The sequence below is a fragment of the Methanogenium cariaci JCM 10550 genome (assembly GCF_001315945.1).
GTDB lineage: Archaea > Halobacteriota > Methanomicrobia > Methanomicrobiales > Methanomicrobiaceae > Methanogenium > Methanogenium cariaci.
Genome location: NZ_BBBG01000010.1, coordinates 13,198 through 31,441, shown reverse-complemented (window position 1 = coordinate 31,441; position 18,244 = coordinate 13,198). Strand labels below are relative to the sequence as shown.

At 53.7% G+C, this 18,244-nt stretch carries 15 protein-coding genes and 9 pseudogenes; 14 read left to right on the top strand and 10 right to left on the bottom strand.

Annotated features, from left to right (window positions below; genetic code table 11):
* The first annotated feature begins 115 nt into the window (after positions 1–115).
* Both JCM10550_RS09420 and JCM10550_RS09415 read left to right on the top strand, forming a co-directional pair.
* Positions 116–615: pseudogene (locus tag JCM10550_RS09420) on the top strand (CDP-2,3-bis-(O-geranylgeranyl)-sn-glycerol synthase).
* Positions 609–1,004, top strand: a complete 396-nt coding sequence (locus JCM10550_RS09415) for an orotate phosphoribosyltransferase (RefSeq protein ID WP_245618979.1) — start codon at positions 609–611, stop codon at positions 1,002–1,004. Before JCM10550_RS09420 ends, JCM10550_RS09415 begins: the two are co-directional and overlap by 7 nt.
* 9 nt (positions 1,005–1,013) lie before the next feature.
* Here JCM10550_RS09415 and JCM10550_RS22755 read toward each other — a convergent pair whose 3' ends face one another.
* Entirely contained in the window at positions 1,014–1,154 is a 141-nt protein-coding gene (locus tag JCM10550_RS22755) for a hypothetical protein (RefSeq protein WP_245618977.1), read from the bottom strand.
* A 31-nt stretch (positions 1,155–1,185) separates the two neighbouring features.
* Between JCM10550_RS22755 and purD the strand changes: the two are divergent.
* Together purD and argF are read left to right on the top strand one after the other, a co-directional pair.
* Positions 1,186–2,486, top strand: a pseudogene (gene purD / locus JCM10550_RS09410) (phosphoribosylamine--glycine ligase).
* Positions 2,483–3,395 (top strand): annotated as a pseudogene (gene argF, locus JCM10550_RS09405) (ornithine carbamoyltransferase). The pseudogenes purD and argF overlap by 4 nt, the downstream one beginning before the upstream one ends.
* Positions 3,396–3,419: 24 nt before the next feature.
* Here argF and JCM10550_RS09400 read toward each other — a convergent pair.
* The 5 genes and pseudogenes from JCM10550_RS09400 to JCM10550_RS09375 form a co-directional block, all read right to left on the bottom strand.
* Positions 3,420–3,686: a hypothetical protein gene (locus JCM10550_RS09400; protein WP_245618976.1), complete on the bottom strand. Its 267-nt coding sequence runs from the start codon at positions 3,684–3,686 to the stop codon at positions 3,420–3,422.
* 68 nt (positions 3,687–3,754) lie between these two features.
* Positions 3,755–3,994, bottom strand: a complete 240-nt coding sequence (locus JCM10550_RS09395) for a hypothetical protein (protein WP_062398694.1) — start codon at positions 3,992–3,994, stop codon at positions 3,755–3,757.
* Positions 3,995–4,005: 11 nt separating this feature from the next.
* Positions 4,006–5,514, bottom strand: a pseudogene (locus JCM10550_RS09390) (methanogenesis marker 14 protein).
* An 86-nt stretch (positions 5,515–5,600) separates the two neighbouring features.
* Positions 5,601–6,789 (bottom strand): annotated as a pseudogene (locus JCM10550_RS09385) (argininosuccinate synthase).
* 231 nt (positions 6,790–7,020) lie between these two features.
* Positions 7,021–7,520 (bottom strand): annotated as a pseudogene (locus JCM10550_RS09375) (flavin reductase family protein).
* A gap of 307 nt (positions 7,521–7,827) precedes the next feature.
* On the opposite strand from JCM10550_RS09375, the gene JCM10550_RS09370 reads away from it, so the two are divergent.
* The 3 genes from JCM10550_RS09370 (at position 7,828) to JCM10550_RS24950 (ending at position 10,075) form a co-directional block, all read left to right on the top strand.
* Positions 7,828–8,013: a YegP family protein gene (locus JCM10550_RS09370; protein ID WP_062398771.1), complete on the top strand. Its 186-nt coding sequence runs from the start codon at positions 7,828–7,830 to the stop codon at positions 8,011–8,013.
* Between the two features lie 161 nt (positions 8,014–8,174).
* Complete coding sequence (locus JCM10550_RS24955; RefSeq protein WP_062398688.1) at positions 8,175–9,230, top strand: beta-propeller domain-containing protein; 1,056 nt, start codon at positions 8,175–8,177, stop codon at positions 9,228–9,230.
* Positions 9,209–10,075 carry a beta-propeller domain-containing protein gene (locus tag JCM10550_RS24950; protein ID WP_062398685.1) on the top strand — a complete coding sequence of 289 codons (867 nt, stop codon included), beginning with the start codon at positions 9,209–9,211 and terminating at the stop codon, positions 10,073–10,075. The genes JCM10550_RS24955 and JCM10550_RS24950 overlap by 22 nt, the downstream gene beginning before the upstream one ends.
* Before the next feature lie 959 nt (positions 10,076–11,034).
* Here JCM10550_RS24950 and JCM10550_RS09355 read toward each other — a convergent pair.
* From JCM10550_RS09355 to hxlB, 3 genes and pseudogenes are all read right to left on the bottom strand, one after another.
* Positions 11,035–12,090, bottom strand: a complete 1,056-nt coding sequence (locus tag JCM10550_RS09355) for a M42 family metallopeptidase (protein ID WP_062398682.1) — start codon at positions 12,088–12,090, stop codon at positions 11,035–11,037.
* 7 nt (positions 12,091–12,097) lie between these two features.
* Positions 12,098–13,216, bottom strand: a pseudogene (locus JCM10550_RS09350) (pyridoxal phosphate-dependent aminotransferase).
* A gap of 8 nt (positions 13,217–13,224) precedes the next feature.
* Positions 13,225–13,838, bottom strand: a pseudogene (hxlB, locus tag JCM10550_RS09345) (6-phospho-3-hexuloisomerase).
* 449 nt (positions 13,839–14,287) lie between these two features.
* Between hxlB and JCM10550_RS20625 the strand changes: the two are divergent.
* Positions 14,288–14,491: a site-specific DNA-methyltransferase gene (locus JCM10550_RS20625; protein WP_218185174.1), complete on the top strand. Its 204-nt coding sequence runs from the start codon at positions 14,288–14,290 to the stop codon at positions 14,489–14,491.
* A complete protein-coding gene (locus JCM10550_RS20620; protein ID WP_245618990.1) occupies positions 14,491–14,814 on the top strand; it encodes a site-specific DNA-methyltransferase in 324 nt (107 codons plus the stop codon). Before JCM10550_RS20625 ends, JCM10550_RS20620 begins: the two co-directional genes overlap by 1 nt.
* Positions 14,815–14,821: 7 nt before the next feature.
* Here JCM10550_RS20620 and JCM10550_RS09335 read toward each other — a convergent pair whose 3' ends face one another.
* Complete coding sequence (locus JCM10550_RS09335; RefSeq protein ID WP_245618974.1) at positions 14,822–15,094, bottom strand: ferritin family protein; 273 nt, start codon at positions 15,092–15,094, stop codon at positions 14,822–14,824.
* Positions 15,095–15,209: 115 nt separating this feature from the next.
* Between JCM10550_RS09335 and JCM10550_RS09330 the strand changes: the two genes are divergently transcribed.
* The 5 genes and pseudogenes from JCM10550_RS09330 to JCM10550_RS09320 all read left to right on the top strand — a co-directional run bounded on the left by JCM10550_RS09330 (position 15,210) and on the right by JCM10550_RS09320 (position 18,064).
* On the top strand, positions 15,210–15,632 hold the full coding sequence (locus JCM10550_RS09330) for a hypothetical protein (protein ID WP_062398677.1): 423 nt from the start codon (positions 15,210–15,212) through the stop codon (positions 15,630–15,632).
* A gap of 128 nt (positions 15,633–15,760) precedes the next feature.
* Complete coding sequence (locus tag JCM10550_RS22740; protein ID WP_245618973.1) at positions 15,761–16,324, top strand: aldehyde dehydrogenase family protein; 564 nt, start codon at positions 15,761–15,763, stop codon at positions 16,322–16,324.
* Positions 16,325–16,420: 96 nt separating this feature from the next.
* Positions 16,421–16,756 (top strand): annotated as a pseudogene (locus tag JCM10550_RS22735) (aldehyde dehydrogenase family protein); the annotation flags it as partial.
* On the top strand, positions 16,701–17,210 hold the full coding sequence (locus tag JCM10550_RS22730; protein ID WP_245618972.1) for an aldehyde dehydrogenase: 510 nt from the start codon (positions 16,701–16,703) through the stop codon (positions 17,208–17,210). The pseudogene JCM10550_RS22735 and the gene JCM10550_RS22730, both read left to right, overlap by 56 nt.
* Before the next feature lie 83 nt (positions 17,211–17,293).
* Positions 17,294–18,064, top strand: coding sequence for an exodeoxyribonuclease III (locus JCM10550_RS09320; protein ID WP_062398675.1), 771 nt, complete (start codon positions 17,294–17,296; stop codon positions 18,062–18,064).
* The last annotated feature ends 180 nt before the right edge of the window (positions 18,065–18,244 follow it).

The window sequence follows — 18,244 nt, the reverse complement described above, 5'->3', positions numbered from 1 at the left end:
CAGAAATCCGATACATTAATGATTTCTTTCCGTCTTATATTCTTACTTCCGGGGGGGAGGGATTGGTATCAGCATATATGACATTCTGTTTTCTTTACTCCTCGCTTTCTGGATTATGATTCCTGCCTATGTCCCGAATTCGGCGGCGGCTGTATTTGGCGGCGGGAGACCGATTGACGGCGGGAGGAACTGGCGGGACGGGAGACGGATGCTGGGCGACGGAAAGACCTGGCGGGGGCTTTTTTGGTGGGGGTAATGTCCGGTATTTGTATCGGGATCATTCAGGTGGTAGCTGAACCCCCCCACCTTGGTCTTTCGCTTCTGACACCCTCGGTGGTAGTCTGTCTTGCCGCAGGTGCGCTCCTGGGGGACATGGTGAAAAGCTTTGCCAAACGGCGTCTCAACAAGACCCGCGGAGAGGAATGGCTGATTGCTGATCAGTATGATCTCGTTTTCGGGGCATTTGCCCTGCTGCTTCTCTTTAATTATGCGTGGGTCATTGCCACTATCACCCCCCCGCTCATACTGGTCTGGATCCTCATCCTGACCCCGCTTCTCCATCGTGGAGCAAATATAATTGGCTATCTCATAGGAGTGAAAGACGTACCATGGTAGATAATACAGTGAATACAACAGTGAATACAACAGTGAAAGAATGCCTGATTGAGTATGGGGGGGCAATACAGTTCGGTGAGTTTACGCTCGCTTCCGGACAACAGAGTTCGTATTATATTAACATTAAAGATGCAGCGACCCAGCCTGCACTGCTCGCAGCAATCGGCCACGCCATCGCCGAACTGGGTTCATATGACTGTGTCGCCGGTGTTGCGGTCGGTGCGGTGCCCATTGCGGTGGCCGCGTCCCTGGCGTCCGGAAAACCCTATGCCATTATCCGAAAAGGGGGGGAGAAGGCATATGGTGTGGGCGGCACCGTCATTGGCGATGTGAAAGGCAGACATGTGCTGCTGGTGGAGGATGTGACAACCTCCGGGGGGGCAGTGTGATCTACGGTATCAATGCCTTCGGGATGCCGGTGCCGTGGTCGATACTGTCGTGACCGTGGTGGACCGTGAACAGGGGGGGCATCCGCCCGTCTGGCTGATCTCGGAGTGACTCTGGTCCCACTCGTCCGTGTCTCTGACCTTCTTCGTCAATAATAACCTTTTAGCAGTCTGCTATGCAATAATGGATATGAAAATTCTTGTTGTGGGTGGAGGGGGGGCAGAGAGCATGCGCTGGCCGATGCCCTTTCACGCAGCAGCAATGTTGAAATCTATTCTGTGATGGGGAAGGAAAATCCCGGTATCGCCGCACTTTCTGCAGATGTGTGCATATGTAAAGAAACGGAAATAGGTCGGGTTGCTGATTACGCGGAAGCACACGGGATTGAATATGCAGTCATCGGCGGAGGCGCCTCTGCAGGCAGGTCTCGCCGATGAACTGACTGCCCGCGGCATCTCCTGCATCGGCCCCCAAAAGGCAGCTGCGCGACTTGAAACAGACAAGGAGTTCTGCCGGAACCTGATGCGTGACCATGGGATTGAGGGCTGTCCGGGATATGCGGCCTTCCATGACCCTGAGGAAGCATGCCGGTATATCGATGCACATGATGCGGATCTTGCCATCAAGCCAATTGGCCTGACCGGTGGTAAAGGGGGGGTGAAGATCATGGGCGAGCACCTCGACTGCGCAGGTGCAAAGGACTACATCCGTGAGATCGGTGGAGAGGTAGTACTCGAAGAGCGGCTCATCGGAGAAGAGTTCACGTTGATGGCGTTTGTCGACGGCACTCATCTGGTGCCGATGCCTCTTGTCCAGGACCACAAACGGCATATGAAGGAGATGTCGGCCCGAACACCGGCGGTATGGGGTCGTACTCTATGGAAGATCATTCCTTCCCGTTTGTCACTGATGCAGACAAAAACCGGGCATTTTCCATTATGGAGAAGGTTATTGCTGCGCTGAATGCAGAAGGTCTCCCTTATGTCGGTTTCCTGTATGGTCAGTTCATGAATACAACGGACGGGCCCAAGGTGATCGAGTTCAATGCACGGTTTGGGGATCCCGAGGCGATGAACCTGCTTGCGCTTCTGACATCTGACTTTGCAGAGATCCTTGTCAAAATGGCATCAGGGACGCTCACACCGGCTGACGTCTCCTTTGCACCGCAGGCATCGGTCTGTAAATATCTGGTGCCGGAAGGGTATCCTGACGCACCGCAGAAGGGGGGGCAGCGCCTCCGCATTGGTGATTATGGGAATGCGAAGCTTTTCTTTGCAAATGTCACCTTAACAGATGGGGGGGAATATTATACCCAGACCTCCCGGACCCTTGCATTTGTTGGTCTCGGCGACACCCTTGCAGAGGCTGAGGTGCAGGCACAGCGTGCCGCAGAGTCGGTGAAAGGGGCCGTCCGCTACCGCCGTGATATCGGTACCCAGGAAGTCCTTGAGAAGCGGATTTCCCATATGAGGGATATCAGATGAAACGGGATATCCTCTCCATTCAGGACCTGTCTGCTGCTGAACTGCATCAGGTTGTGGATCAGGCCATCCGTCTCAAGGCCCTGCGCAATGCAGGGAGTGACCATGCTCTTCCCCCCCGGAAGCACACCCTGGGATGATCTTTGAGAAGGCGTCCACCCGGACACGTATCTCCTTTGAAGTGGGGATGTTTGAACTGGGGGGGCATGCCCTTTTTCTGAACCCGAATGATATGCAGCTGGGCCGGGGGAAGAGGTGCGGGACACTGCCCGTGTGCTCTCACGCTATCTCTCCCTGATCATGATCCGTTCCTATCGGCATGAGACGGCGGTTGAACTGGCAACGCATGCCAGTATTCCGGTCATCAACGGCCTCTCTGACCGGGAGCACCCCCCCTGTCAGATCCTGGCAGACATCATGACAATGAAAGAGGAGTTTAAGACAACCGAAGGCCTCCGGGTGGCTTACATCGGCGACAGCAATAATGTCTGCAACTCCCTGCTCCTCGCAGCACCAATGGCAGGCTATGAGATGGCGGTTGCATCCCCCGGACGGTTACCTGCCGAAAGAGGAGATCCTCACAGAGGCAGACCATGTGGGAGCACGGTATGAAGTATGCACCACTCCTGAAGAGGCGGTCTCAGGTGCGGATGTCATCTACACAGACACTTGGGTCTCCATGGGAAGTGAGGGAGAACGGGACAAACGGATTTGCGAATTTGCGGGATTCACGGTAAACGACACCCTGATGGAGAAAGCCGCCGACCATGCAAAGGTGATGCACTGTCTTCCTGCTCACCGGGTGAGGAGATCTCCGCTGCAGTGATGGACGGCTCGTCCTCACTCATCTGGAATCAGGCTGAAAACCGTTTACATGCCCAGAAGGCACTCATCATGATGCTTCTGGAGTAAATGTTGGTTAATAATTCAGCAGTTTCATAAAATCAATAATCGGACAATCACCACTTTTTTTGCATCCTCAATCATCAGGATCATATCTTCCAGGATTTCGTCATCTCCCCCCCGGGGCGAGTTGCCCTGCAGAAAACTTCCCAGTGCCTTATGCTGGTAGATCTTGTGCTGAAGCCTGACATCACGATGGCCGACCACCGCCACAAACGCATTGCACTTGGCGTCAAAGGTGATTGAGATGATGGTGTCGACATTGACATAATTATTTTCGATAGACTTTACCCACACCATTATGCACAAAGTATTCGGGATACAGAATAATAGGGTTTTGGAATTTGTTTAAAAATGTTTAAAAAGACTCAGTCAGTCCCTGATACGTAGGCTTCCAACCGGTTATAGAGGTCTTCCTGCACTTTTTCAACGACCTCCCGTGTCCCCCGGAAGGCAAGCAGTTCCCGGGTGTCCCCTTCCATGTTTGCAAAGTAGAGCTGCCGTTTTCTCATGACCACTTCAACGTCATACTGTTCTTCAATTTCATAGATCATACTGCGGGGGGGGACGCCCGGAGGTATAATAAGGTCAAATTTATCGTCTGTCATAGTATTCCTGTCTATTTTCCAATCTTCATACGTCTGTTCATGATACACGGCCCGCCTCGTACGCCCCCCCCGATTGGTTCCTTGGGTTTCCCGAGGGAGAGCATGCAGCGTCCCATAAGTGCCGCACCGCGTGCCAGACCGTCATCAACAAAGATGACATGGTCATTGGGGTTTTCAAAGAGACCCCCCCGTTCTGTGATCCCTTCCATAATGATCTCCGGCTTTCTGCCGGATATCACTGCCCGCCCGGTGAATCCGATGGATGCGTTCGGGGGGTATCAGATTCTCTTCTGCTGCGACATCCACGAGGCGCAGGGCCATTCGTGCACAGACATGGTCGATAACCTGTGTAAGGACATCTTTCCCATGATTGCTATATATATCTGCCCCAATCTCTTTCAGGATGTCTTCTCCGCTGTAATCCCTGCCGCAGTCACAGCCGATCATCGCAATGCCGGATTCCATGGCGATGTCCGCACAGACCGGCACCTTGCCGAAGTGGTTGCGGTCAGGCGGGACAATCCGGATGTCGATATTTTCATGAATTTGTTTCTCATACTCCAGGACTGCCGCAGTCTTTTTCCGGGAAAGACCACCTACGATGCTCTTCTCTCCAAAGAGGTCAAGGGCCGTGCCCTTCCCTTCCTGCACCAGTCCGGTGCCGCGGATGATGGCATCGGGAATGGCACCTGCAAGACCGCAGAAATTTCCGATGGTCCGCGCAAAGGGATATTCAGCCTTCGGGTCGACGTCACTGGTGATTCTGCCGTCCAGCGTGGTGCCGAAATCAATGGAGAGACAGGGATTTCTGAAGTCAACCGGGGGGGTCCACTTTGCACCCTCCTTCATTCCTGCCATCGCAAGTTCTCCCTCCATCTCGTTTGCAACCAGCTCAACCCCGGATGAACCGATGGGGGGGGTGACGCCTGCAACAGTGCCACAGAAGGTGACTTTGTCTGCAAAACTGAATGCCTGCAGTTTTTGGGGAGGTTCTCTTTTGACATGGGGGGTGTCATCTTCTTTGGCGGCACCCCCCCTGCCATCAGACACCCGTTTGCAAGGGACTTCACAAAGTCACCCACCTGGTCGGGAGAATCCATTGCGGCGACCACACCGGTTGAGCGCACCACAAAGTCGAGGTCATCCTGGATGGAGAGTCCTGCGTCTTTATGGCATTTGATTAGGGTGTCTCTCACAAGTTCTGCGACAGACTCCTTGGTGATGGGCGTCCCGACAAGGGTTGTACCAAACACCTCTTCTCCGGGTTTGGGCGGCCGCACGTCACGGCTCATCGATACTGTTTTATGAATAATGTAGGAACGTCCGGTCTCCATGTTTGTGCCGGTCAGGATGCATTTGGTAGTGGTATTGCCCATTTCAACAGATGCAACGATAAAATATGGCTTCACCCGGTATTCTGGTTTCTGAAGCCCGGCACCCTGTCCGGAGACAGGGGGAGGGGGGGGACTCTCAACAATATTTGGTGTTGGTTTTTTAAACCGGTCGAAAAAGGCACACATAATAGACCGTTTCCGGTTATCTGAAGTTATATTTATCGATACCACCAGATAGCAGGTGAGCCAAAGCAAAAAAAAGAAAATTTGAGTTATTTTCTGAGCTGTGCGAGTAATCTGGCCTGGAAACCATAGTAGGCAGAGAAGCCGACGGCATCATTCTGGTCGATTGTCGTACTCTCAAAGGATACGAGATCGTCAGAATATATTGCTTCCTTTGCGCTTCTTCCGGCAACGGTCACACTGCCTTTATAGAGCACGAGGTCAACGGTGCCGGTGACCCGTTCCTGTGTCTTGTCGACAAAGGCGGAGAGTGCCGGGAAGAGTGGTTCATCCACAAGGCCCATGTATCCCAGTTCAGACCATTTGTCATCCACGATTGCCTTGAATGCGAGTTCCTGACGGGTCAGAACCAGGCGTTCCAGATCAGCATGTGCCTTCAGAAGCACGGTTGCTGCCGGGTGTTCATAGACCTCGCGGGCCTTGAGACCTAAAATCCGGTCCTCAACCATGTCATTTCTGCCGACACCGCAGGCACCGGCAATCTCATTGAGTTTCCGGATGAGTGCATACCCGCCGAGGCGTTCGCCGTCCAGAGAGACGGGCACACCGTTCTCAAAGCCAATCGCCAGTTCGCGCGGCTCATCGGGTGCTGCAGAGGCCGATACGGTCCATGCATAGATGTCTTCCGGGGGGATGGAATGCCGGGTCTTCGAGCTTTCCGCCTTCAATGGATCTGCTCCAGCAGTTCTCATCGACAGAGTAGGGTTTATCCTTTACCACGGGTACTGGAATGCCGTGCTTTTCCGCGTATTCCATCTCCCATTCACGCGTCAGGTTCATCTCACGCATCGGTGCGATGATGTCCAGACCTTCCTTGCGGAAGATAAAGTCAAACCGCAGCTGGTCATTGCCTTTCCCCCGTGCAGCCGTGGGAGACGGTGGTTGCCCCTTCCGCCTTGGCGATTTTTGCGATCTCTTCAGCTATCAGCGGGCGTGCAAGGGCTGTTCCCATTGGGTAGCCTTCGTATGAACCGTTTGCCTTGATTGACGGGAAGAGCTGTTCGGTGACAAACCGCTCTTTGATGTCTATGGTGTAGTGCTTATCTGCAATGAGTTCACCTTTCTCGGTTGCCATCCGGATATCCTTTTCCGGCTGACCCACATCGACTGCAACGGTAACAACGGTGTCAAACCCATACTGTTCTTTGAGGAGGGGGGTACACAGATTGATGTGTCAAGGCCTCCGGAAAATGCAAGAATTACTGTTCCCTTTCCCATGATTGTATTCTCCTGTATATCTTAAACGAAAGATTCTGGTTCTATATTATGCGCCAGAATGTGTATAAAGTCATACCATTCCTGCAGATTGTTTCTTCATCCGGCCGGAGATAAAATCCCCCCCAAAGACGCAGTAGCATCAGCAGGTATCCAGTGGGTTTTCCGGGAGATGCTGCACACATTTTGAGGGAAATGTCTGTTCCACCCGCCGTGAATCCTGTGGTGCCGGTATCAGGGCCTGTAGACATCCCGCCTGAACTTCATCCCGGACGAGAAGGCTTTGCCTGCAGGTTCCCCGATGGTATAATAGGTCTTCTTCTGTGAATCATACAGCAGCGGCCGGACCAGACTGATATCCGGAATGCCGTCTTTTCCACAGGCATCCTCATCAGCGAGTATCGAGAGAATTTCACCGATAATAAGGGTATGCGAACCGATGGGCATCAGGTTGCGAGCCCTGCAGACAATCGCAATCGGACATTCTTCAATGTACGGGGGGGCTTCAATGATCTCGCTTTTTACCGGTGTCAGACCGGTTTCTTCAAATTTATCCAGATTTTTTCCTGAAGCGATGCCAAAGAAATCCGTCTCATCGACGAGTGCTTCAGATGGAATACAGACCATAAACTCCCGCGTTCGGCGATATTTTCCCAGGTATGCCGGGTCTTTTGTATGCCGAGCGAGATGCAGGGAGGTTTTGAACAGCATATGCCGCCCCATGATGCGGTCATTGCATCCGGCCGGCCGTCACTTCCATACGTACAGATGAGCAGCACCGGGTTGGGGGGGTAAAGAAGGGGGGGAATTGGGCTGATGGATTTTTTCATGCATCACATGATCAGCGGTATCCAGATAATCTTTGTGCTCTCAGACTGCCGGATTATGGAGATACAGAAGTCCGGTTCGCGGGACGGCAGTTGCTCTTTTCATACAGATCTGATGACAATCCAGCGAAAAAATGATCCATTCTGCTGGTGGCAGGCCCTGATTTGGGCAAATCTATTTATAGTGATATTCCATATGAGGGGTAGTGTTTACATGCCTCATGGGAAATTTGAAATTTACAAAGACCGCTCCGGGGAATATCGGTTCCGTCTGAAGGCAGCAAATGGACAGACTATTGCAATCGGCCAGGGGTATTCCTCCAAAGCGTCCTGTATGAAAGGTATTGCGAGTATTCGAAAAAACGCTCCCGATGCAGAGATCATTGAACTTGAACTGTAACACCTGAAAAGGCATCGGGCATTTCTTTACCCCCCCCTTGAGTTCCCGACGTTTCTGTTTACCCGTTATGTGTTCAAAGATATTCGAAGTCAAAGATACTTAATTATCCTCCATTCTCCAATAGAAGCACATTCGGGCATAACCTGAGTGTGGTGAATTAAATGAATCTGAATGTAATCAGGGGGGGACTGCTGGGCGCTGGCATCGTAGTTATCTGTCTCATCATCGGTGCGGGGGGGATTCTGGCAGAACAACCTTCTGAAACAGGGAATGGAACCGGGATGCAGGTATTTACCACGGCATCCGATCTGGCTGCATATCTGGACAGCATGCCGCAGGAGAATGGGTATGTAACCGGTTTTACGGATGGAATGGTTGGCAACTCACGGTTTGCTGCACAGGAAGTAGCTGTTGACAGTGCCATGCCGCCAGTCCCGGGCATGGCACCGCGGGCATCCGGGTCAGGAGCAGGAGAGTATTCGTCCACCAATGTTCAGGTGGTAGGCGTTGATGAAGCTGATTTCATCAAAAACGACGGCAAGTACATCTATCTTGTCAGCGGGAACCGGCTGGTGATCGTGGATGCATATCCACCCCCCCTCGGTGCGGGCATTGTCTCTGATACTCCGCTCCCCCCCGACACTCCTTCAAACCTGTTTCTCTCCGGCGACCGGCTTGCGGTCTTTTCAACAGCCCGTGAAACGGCCTTTAATCATCCCGAAGGAAGTGCGGCCCCCCCGGTCCCCCCCTCCACACGGGATGTGACACATGTCTATGTGTACGATGTCAGTGACCGGAAACATCCTGAAATCATCCGTGATCTGACGGTGAGCGGCAGGTATTCTGACGGTCGCATGAAAGGAGATGATATCTTTCTCTTTACCCGTGAATCCCTCTCACGCTACGGCGATTATTTGCAGATGCCGGAGGTGCGTGACGGTGACACACTCATTGCACAGCCGCCCGTCTCTGTGTTGGATATGCCGGGATATTCATGGCAGTTTACCACCGTCACCTCTGTTGATATTCAGGACGGGACGGTCACGGATGCAGAGTCATTTTTGCTGGGATACGGGACCACGCTCTATGCGTCTGTTGATAATATCTACATCGCCTACGAGTGGCAGCCATATTCCCGGGGGGGGATGGGACGGGGTTTACCGGGGGGGCACCTGCAGATGCCCGTGAACAATCCGTGGTTCACCGGTTCTCGGTAAAGAGGGGGGGTGACATATCGTACGAGGCCACGGGGGGGACTTTCCCCGGCACGCTTCTGAACCAGTTCTCTTTGGATGAATACAACGGCAACCTCAGGGTTGCCACCACAATCAACGACTGGACACGGGATACGCGGGTGCAGTATAACAATGTCTATGTCCTTGACCCTGATCTTGGCATTACGGGAAGACTGGAGTACATTGCCCCCCCGGACGAGAGAATTTATGCAGCCCGGTTTATCGGGGGGGACCGGCTCTATCTCGTCACCTTTAAACAGATTGACCCGTTCTTTGTCATCGACCTTTCGGAACCGACGCTGCCTGCTGTCCTCGGCGAACTGAAGCTGCCCGGTTACTCCGACTACCTGCATCCGTATGACGCGACCCATATCATTGGCATCGGCAAGGAGACGGTGGCCAATGAGTGGGGGGGCGGATTTACCACCGGCGGGCTGAAGATGACACTCTTCGATGTCGCTGATGTAAATCACCCCGTTGAGGTTGATACGGTGGAGATTGGTCTGCCGGGCACCGACTCTGAAGCATTGCACGACCACAAGGCGTTTCTCTTCGATGCATCGCGGGGGGGCATCCTCGTCCTTCCGGTGCACGAGATCGTGAAGGTGCCGGTGACGGGAAAGTCATATGATGCCCACTCAACAAAATACTGGCAGGGCGCCTATGTCTATGGCCTGACACCGGAGACCGGTTTTGTGCTGAAGGGGGACGGTGACGCACAACGCAGACTCGCAGTCCGGGTATTATTGGGGGATCGCCGGACTCTGTGCTGCGGTCTCTTTACATTGACGATGTGCTCTACACGGTCTCACGCACAAAGCTGGTGATCAGTGGTCTGGAACACCCGGAGATGGTGTATGGCACCATCAGTCTTCCCTCCATCGGTGAACGATATGGTGGTGGCCCCCCCTGGCCGGTTCCGGGTGTGATGGTTGAATGATTGACTCTGTAGAAATACTGCCGGAATAATTCCCTGGAGGATGATAACTCTGGGGGGGGATGATAACCGCTCATCGCCTTTCGTGTGGGTGCCTAAAGATGAGGGCCATCATTTTTTCATGGAAGTATCTCCTGTTTCTGACGAAGAGCAAGGGAGGGGGTGCCCCCCCCTCCCTGCAGGCCCTCCCCCCCAGGTGTGATGGGTGAGCATCTCCCCCCCTTGCTTTGTTTGTAGCGTATACTGCGACAAAATATGGTGATATTCAGGGATCAGGAATATGGGAGTTTGTCGTTTTTCCCATCCTGCAGGCACTATTTTTCTTCAAAAGACCATGTAGATGGAGAGCAATCCACCCTTTTTTGTGTGTCCCTTTTTCATCCTTTTTCCACCCTCTATGAAGTCCTGCGTTGGGGGGGAATTGGAAGGTAAACTGAGTGTATTTTTTGGTCTCTTTTTCTGTCGGAAAAATACGGCTGTAATGCCTGTTATTTGCTGAAAATATGATTTATTACGGATTACTGGGCGGTCGCTATTGGTGGGTATTTTGAGAGGATGTATGGACCATCCTGAATGAGATCAGACCTCTCCGGGCTTCTGTGTGAGTGCGTTTTTCTCTCCTTTTTCACTCTTTTTACATTCATGCCAGGTTCCTTTTGCCACCCTTTTTTGAATCCATGCGTTGGGAAATTAAATGGCAAAATGGGCGTATTTTTGGGGATTTTGCAAATGGTTGAAGAATGCGGAATAATATTTCAGGCGTACACCGCCTCACGTAAGACATAAGAACAAAATGACGATGAATATGGAGAGGTAACGAAAATAAAAAGATAATTTGAGGGAGATATTTCAGGCAAATGGGCTGTCCCGTTTCAGGGCTGCGAGAAGCAGGCTGACTCCCGCCTCCACATCACCGATGTCAACGACCTCCACCGGGGGGGAGTGGATGTAGCGTGCGGGAATCGAAAGAGGAATGCTTGGAATGCCCCCTCTCACGAGGTGGATGATGGTGGCATCCGTATTGCCGCCGGTGCCGACCTCCAGCTGGTAGGGAATATCCGCCTCATCTGCTGCTTCTCGGAGCCAGCCAGCGAGTTTCCAGTCGGCCATCAGGCCACGGCCCTGCGCACTGACCAAAACCAGCACCGGCCCTTTGCCCATCACGGGGCTTGCTTCCTTTTTGGTGACGCCCGGATGGTCACCGGGGGGGATGGTCACATCGGTTGCAATCGCGCAGTCCGGGTCAAGGGTAAACGCACTGACCTTTGCCCCCCCTTTCAGGCCAAGTTCTTCCTGCACCGTGAAGACCCCCCCGTAGATCGTGTGGGGACTGGTGGTCTCTTTGAGTGCCTTGATCAAAAGTGCGACACCGACACGGTTGTCCATCGCCTTGCCCGTGACCCGGTTGTTGGCAAGTTCGGTAAACTCCCGGTCAATGGTGACCGGTGTGCCGATCTCAATACCCAGATTTGCGACATCCTCAGCGGATGTGGCACCGATGTCGATAAAGAAATCATCGATCTTCACCTCTTTCTTTCGGTCCTCAGGGGGGGAGAGCAGGTGCGGTGGCTTTGCACCGATGACACCGGGCACATCTCCTTTCTTTCCGTGGAGGACGACCCGCTGGGTGTAGAGCACCGGGCCGAACCATCCGCCGATAGGGACAAACCGGATGAAACCTTCATCATCGATGTACTGCACCATCAGGCCGATCTCGTCCATGTGGGATGCGACCATGACCTTGAAGTCACCGCCGCGCCGGATGGCAACGAGGTTGCCCATTGCGTCTTCGGAAAATTCATCCACATGGCCTTCCAGTTCGGTTCGGATAATTTCACGGATGGAACCTTCATAACTGGAAAGTCCGTGGGCATTGGAGAGTTTTTTGAGGAGTTCTTTTACCATACTAATTTCACTGTCCTATTGTCTGAATGCGTTCGAGTGCTGTGCTGATATCGTCGCGTGAGGCCGCATAACTGAACCTCGCGAATCCTGCGGAACGTTCGCCGAATGCGTCACCCGGAATGATGACGACACCTGCATCGATGATGGCACGGAATGTCTCCGGCTCCATCGGGACGAACATATAGAATGCGCCGTCCGGTTTCGGGAAGGTAAACCCACAGTCCTGAAGGCCGGTGTAGAGCATCTCCCTGCGTATGCAGTATTCCTCACGCATTGCGGTGACACAGGCGTTGTCGCCGGTGTATGCCGCAAGCGCTGCATACTGGGAGATGGACGTCGCGCAGGTCTGGCAGTTCTGGTGCACCTTGATGGCCTCTTCTATTACCTCACCGGGGGGGCCTGCCATAAACCCGAGGCGCCATCCGGTCATGGAGTAGGTCTTGCTGGTGGCGTTGATGGTGATGACGTCATCACCGTAACGGGCGGCGCTGTAATGCTTTTTGTCATAGATGAAGTGTTCGTAGACTCATCTGATATGATCGTGACGCCGTGGTCGTTGCCGTACTCAACGATGGCACGGATGGTCTCTTCGCTCTCCACGGTTCCGGTCGGATTGCCGGGTGAGTTGAGCACAAAGACGCGGGCACCGTCCATCTGTTCCTTGCATGCTTCCACATCAAGCCGGAGGTCTGGTGTCAGGGGGACACCTTCCGGTCTGCCACCGGCAAGCACCGTGCATGCCTCATATGAGACAAACCCGGGATCCTGAAAGAGCACCCGCTCCCCTTCCCTGACCAACGTGGTGATTGCCACATAGAGCGCCTCTCCGGCACCGGCAGTGACGATCACCTCGCCGGGGGGGCGTGGGAGATGCCGTTCTCCCGTGCGAGTTTGGTGCAGATTGCCTCGCGCAGTTCGGGCAGACCGTAGTTGAAGGTGTAGCCGGTGCAATTGTTTCGTATCGCTGCAATCCCCGCCTCTTTGATATGCTCCGGGGGGGTCGGGAAATCCGGCTGGCCGATGCCGAGATTGATGCATCGGGTGATGCCGCCTGGAAGAATTTTCGGATGCCCGACATCTCGACATCCCGGACACGCTGTGAGATCCGCCCTGTATATGTGACCATCTCTTCACCTACTCAATGTTTGCGTGTCTGCCCTTAAGGTCGGTCTCCTCGCACTGGGTGATCTCCATAATCGAAGAGATGATGGCGTCGGAAAATACCATGGCCGTTGTCTCAAAGATGGTGCCCAGAGGTGCAAAGGAACGGTGTTCCCCACGCATCTGTCTCACTTCATATTCGGCCGATTCATCCTTGACATCATCGCGGTGGCTCTCGATCACCGCGACACAGTCTGCAATCCGGCCGATGCGTGAGTCTTTCTTTGATGTCACCAGGCAGAGTCGCCCGCCGATGGATTTGGCGGTCTCGCAAAGTTCCGCGATGGACTTTGTCTCCCCCGACCCGGAGAAGGCCACAATGGTGTCCCCATCCTTCATGCAGGGGGGGTGATCGTCTCACCAACGACATAGGAATGCATCCCGAGGTGCATCAGCCGCATGGCAAATGCCTTTGCGATGAGACCTGACCTGCCTGCCCCCATCACGTAAATCCGTTTGGCACTGAGCAGTTCATCGATGAACTGTCCTACCCCCCCTTCATCTGAGAGAGAGTCCGCAGTCGATGAGATGGTGGTTGCCATCAGTTTCATCATGTCCTGTACATTCCCTGCATAGCACTCATTCATAGCACCGTAACTATTCCCGATAAACTACATCATTGTTGCGAAACCGATGAAGAATGAAAATAATGGCGGGTATATTTCATGACGTTTTTCACCCGTGAGGTGTCTTTTTGTTGGTGTACGTTTTTATGGCAGTATGCAGATGATTAGTATATATATGGACATTACCCCCCCGCTCCCCCCCCGTATTATCTGCGGGAGGGGGCTGCACTCTACTGCACTGACTGCAGAGACCTTCTGCAGAGCATGCCGGCATCATCAGTGGATATGATCTTTGCCGACCCTCCCTACAATCTCTCCAACGGCGGGTTTACCTGTCAGGGGGGGGAGGCGGGTGCCGGTGGATAAGGGGGGGAGTGGGACACTTCAAACGGGTTTGCAGATGATTTGTCCTTCCATCAGGACTGGATTGCTGCCTGTCGGCATGTGCTAAAGGATGAAGGAACCTGTGGGTGTCGGGAACCTATCACTCCATCTATGCATGCGGGTATGCTCTGCAGAGTGCGGGGGGGTTCCATATCTTAAATGACATCTGCTGGTTCAAGCCGAATGCACCGCCGAACCTCTCGGGGGGGCGGTACTTTACGGCAAGTCACGAGACGATCATCTGGCACGGAAATCGCCTGACGCCCGGCACACGTTCAATTATGAGGTGATGAAAGGGGGGGGAGAGTGGCACGAGGGAGATACGCTCAAAAACGACGGGAAACAGATGCGTTCTGTCTGGTCGGTGCCTGCACCGCGCAAGGCGGAGAAGACCTATGGGAAACATCCGACCCAAAAACCGCTTGCCCTTTTGACCCGGATCATCCTTGCCGCGACAAACCCCCCCGGCGACCTGGTGGTGGATCCCTTTACCGGCAGTTCGACCACCGGCATTGCTGCTGTCTCCCACGGACGGCGGTTCATTGGTTCAGACGTCAGCCCAAAATATCTTGATATCTCTGTCCACCGGTTTCAGGAATTATCAGAACGGTAAAAAAGGGTTATTTCTGTTTTTCAATCTCTTCTTCGACTTCTTCGTATCCCTCTTTGTAGAAGGACTCCTCATCGGGCGCCAGGTGATGAAGCAGACGGAGGAACTCACCTGCATGCACCTTTTCTTCGTTTGCGATGTCGTTGAGCACTTCCTGTGCAAGTTTGTTGTCTGTTGACTCTGCAAGCTGAACATAGAGCTGGATGGCCTCGTACTCCGCAGAGACCATGAAGCGTATCGCACGGATGAGTTCTTCGTCGGTCAGTTTCCTGTCAGCTTTCATTCCCGAGAATGGGGATCCAAATTCTGGCATTTTTTCTCACTTCCTGTAATGTTTCCAATATGTGTCCGGGCACTTAATCTTTTTGAGTAAAAAACACCGAAGGGGGGGTATATTCATGTATGCATCCGGTTTAACCTGTTCATACGGAGAATATACGATGAAGAAGCAGTCATGGAATGATATTGCCGGGGACGGTGTGACCGAAAAGATGCAGACCCTGGGAATTACCGTTGGACAGAAGACAGATCTCCAAAAACTGGGGGGGGAGATTGCAGATACCTTTGGGGGGGTTGAAGCGGTGGTCTACTTTGAGAAGGATCTCGCAGAAACCTCTACCTATGAAGCTGACCGGAAGGATTTTGCCGGAGCTGATGAGTTTAACCGCCCGTTTGTTCTGGCAAATTCCTTTATTAAATTCGGGTCCGAGAATGATCCCTCGTTTCTCTCCCGTTTACAGGAATTCCCCCTGATGATCTCCGTCATTGAGGTGCTGAACGCCGGGACGGATCCCGTGTCATCCCGTATATCAAAGGCCTGATGCCGTTTCTGGATGAGTTTGACGTGGACGCCGAACCCGAAGGGACGTTTATTGAATAACAGAAATCCCCCCCTGTTTTTAGGGTATTTTTTATTGCAGAGCAGGCAGTATACAGGACCGGGATTTCAATGAGAGAGGAAGATATGCACGCCGGGGGGGACTCGTCTGCAGAGACGATACGGGTTCTGAATCCTGCCACCGGAGATCTGGTTGGCGAGGTACCTGCGGGAGGAACCGCGGCGGTGGCGGCGGCAGTTGATGCAGCAGAAACCGCCCTGGCCGGATGGGCGAAGCGGGACCCCCCCCGGCAGCGGGGGGGAAAGATTCTGGGAGAAGGAGCCCGGATCATCCGAACGCAGACGGATGCACTTGCTGCCCTCCTGACGGCAGAACAGGGCAAACCGCTGCATGAGGCACGAAACGAGATACTGGGGGGGTGTGCGAATGTCCTTGAATACTATCATTCGGTCTCCGGGTCTATCAGGGGGGGAGAGTGTATGCCGCTGTCGTCGTACGGCCTTGCCTATGTCCTCAAAGAACCGGTCGGTGTATGCGGTGCGATCATACCGTGGAATATGCCGGTGCTCATCTTTGCATGGAAGGTCTGCCCGGCACTGGTTGCGGGCAATTCCATTGTGGTGAAACCGGCGAGTTCCACACCCCCCCTTACGACCCTGCGGATTGCAGGATGATGGAGGCCGCCGGTCTTCCCCCCCAAGGAGTGCTCCAGGTGGTGGCCGGGAGCGGGGGAGACGGCCGGAGCCGCCCTTGCGGCCACGCCGTCCCTCGGCCATCTCTCGTTTACCGGGGACACGAAGACCGGCGTTGCAGTATCACGGGCGGTCGGGCATACCGGCGTGCCGGTCACTCTGGAACTGGGCGGCAGCGACGCGATGATCGTCTGTCGCGATGCGGATCTTCATGCGGCAGCGGCAGGTGCCGTTGCCGGGCGGTTCTATAACTGCGGCCAGACCTGCACCGCGGTCAAACGGGTCATCGTTGATGCATCCGTCAAAGAAGAGTTTACCCGTGTCCTCTGTGAGAAGACCGCAGGTATCGTGGTGGGAGATGGCAGCAGGAAGGGTGTGGGCATGGGGGCCACTGAACAATGCACCGGCACGTGACGGCATCTGCCGGATGACGGATGCCTGTCTCTCCGGCAGTGAGGGCACCCTGCTCTGCGGCGGTGGTGTACCGGATGGTGCGCACTATGAGAAGGGGTTTTTCTATGAACCAACCGTTGTGGCAGATCTTCCGGATGACTCGGAACTTCTGAACACCGAAGTCTTCGGCCCGGTGCTACCGGTTATTTCTGCGGATAGTCTGGATGACGCCATTCGGATCGCAAACAGTACGCGCTATGGTCTGGGTGCCTCAGTCTGGACCCGCGATATCAAGACCGCAATGACCGCTTCATCACAGCTTGATGCAGGTGTTGTCTGGGTGAATCAGCACCTGAGACTTCCCCCCCGGATGTGCCGTTTGGGGGGCATGAAGGCCAGCGGGACGGGAAGAGAGAACGGGTCGGGTGCGTTTGAACCCTACCTGCGTTCAAAGACGGTGCTGGTCAAGGCATAACACCAGGTTCTGTCTGGAACGGTTCCGATGACAGATGTGCACGGCATGAGCATACTATCGGATATGCAGGAAAATATGAGAGAATGAAGATCATATCGTGGAATGTGAACGGCATACGGGCAGTGGCACGGAAAGGAACTCTGCAGGAGGTATTCTTACATGAACAACCGGACGTGCTCTGCCTGCAGGAGACAAAGGCACACCCGGATCAGCTGACCGGAAATACGCGCCATCCGAAGGGATATTTCTCGTATTTCTCCTGGGCGGAGAGGAAGGGATACAGCGGAGTGGCCACGTTCTCCCGCGATGAGGTGATCTCGGTGAGAACTGACTTTACTGATACCCACTTTGGAAATGAGGGCCGGATTCTTGTCACCGAACATCCTGAATTCCTGCTCTACAATATTTATTTTCCGAACGGCAAGGCATCCGGCGAGCGACTCAGCTATAAGATGGCATTCTATGAGGCCTGTCTCCGGGATGCGGCGGCACAGGTGGAGAGTGGTAACAATGTCATCATCTGCGGTGATGTGAATACCGCCCATACTGAACTTGATCTTGCACGCCCCCCCAAAGAGAATGCAAAGGTATCGGGGTTTTTGCCCGAGGAGCGTGCATGGATTGACCGGCTTATCGATGCCGGGTTTGCCGATACCTTCCGCCTGTTTGAAAAGGATGGCGGGCATTACTCGTGGTGGGATCTGAAATCGCGGGCGCGGGAACGGAATGTCGGCTGGAGAATTGATTATTTCTTTGTCAATGAGGCACTGCTGGATCGGGTTGCCGCTTCCCCCCCAATTCTGACAGACATCTACGGATCGGATCACTGTCCAATCTGCCTGAAACTATTGTGAATGACGGGCAAAAGGTGTAGGGCATAGGAAATGTCACCGCTGAAAAAATGGGATCGATAACGGGTGTTCACCCCCTCGTATCCGGAGAGGGGGGATTTCTCTTCTTTTTTGCTGTACCGTATTCGTTGCCTCATCTTCTGTTTATCAAAACACCGTATTTCGGTTATTTGCATCTGGTTA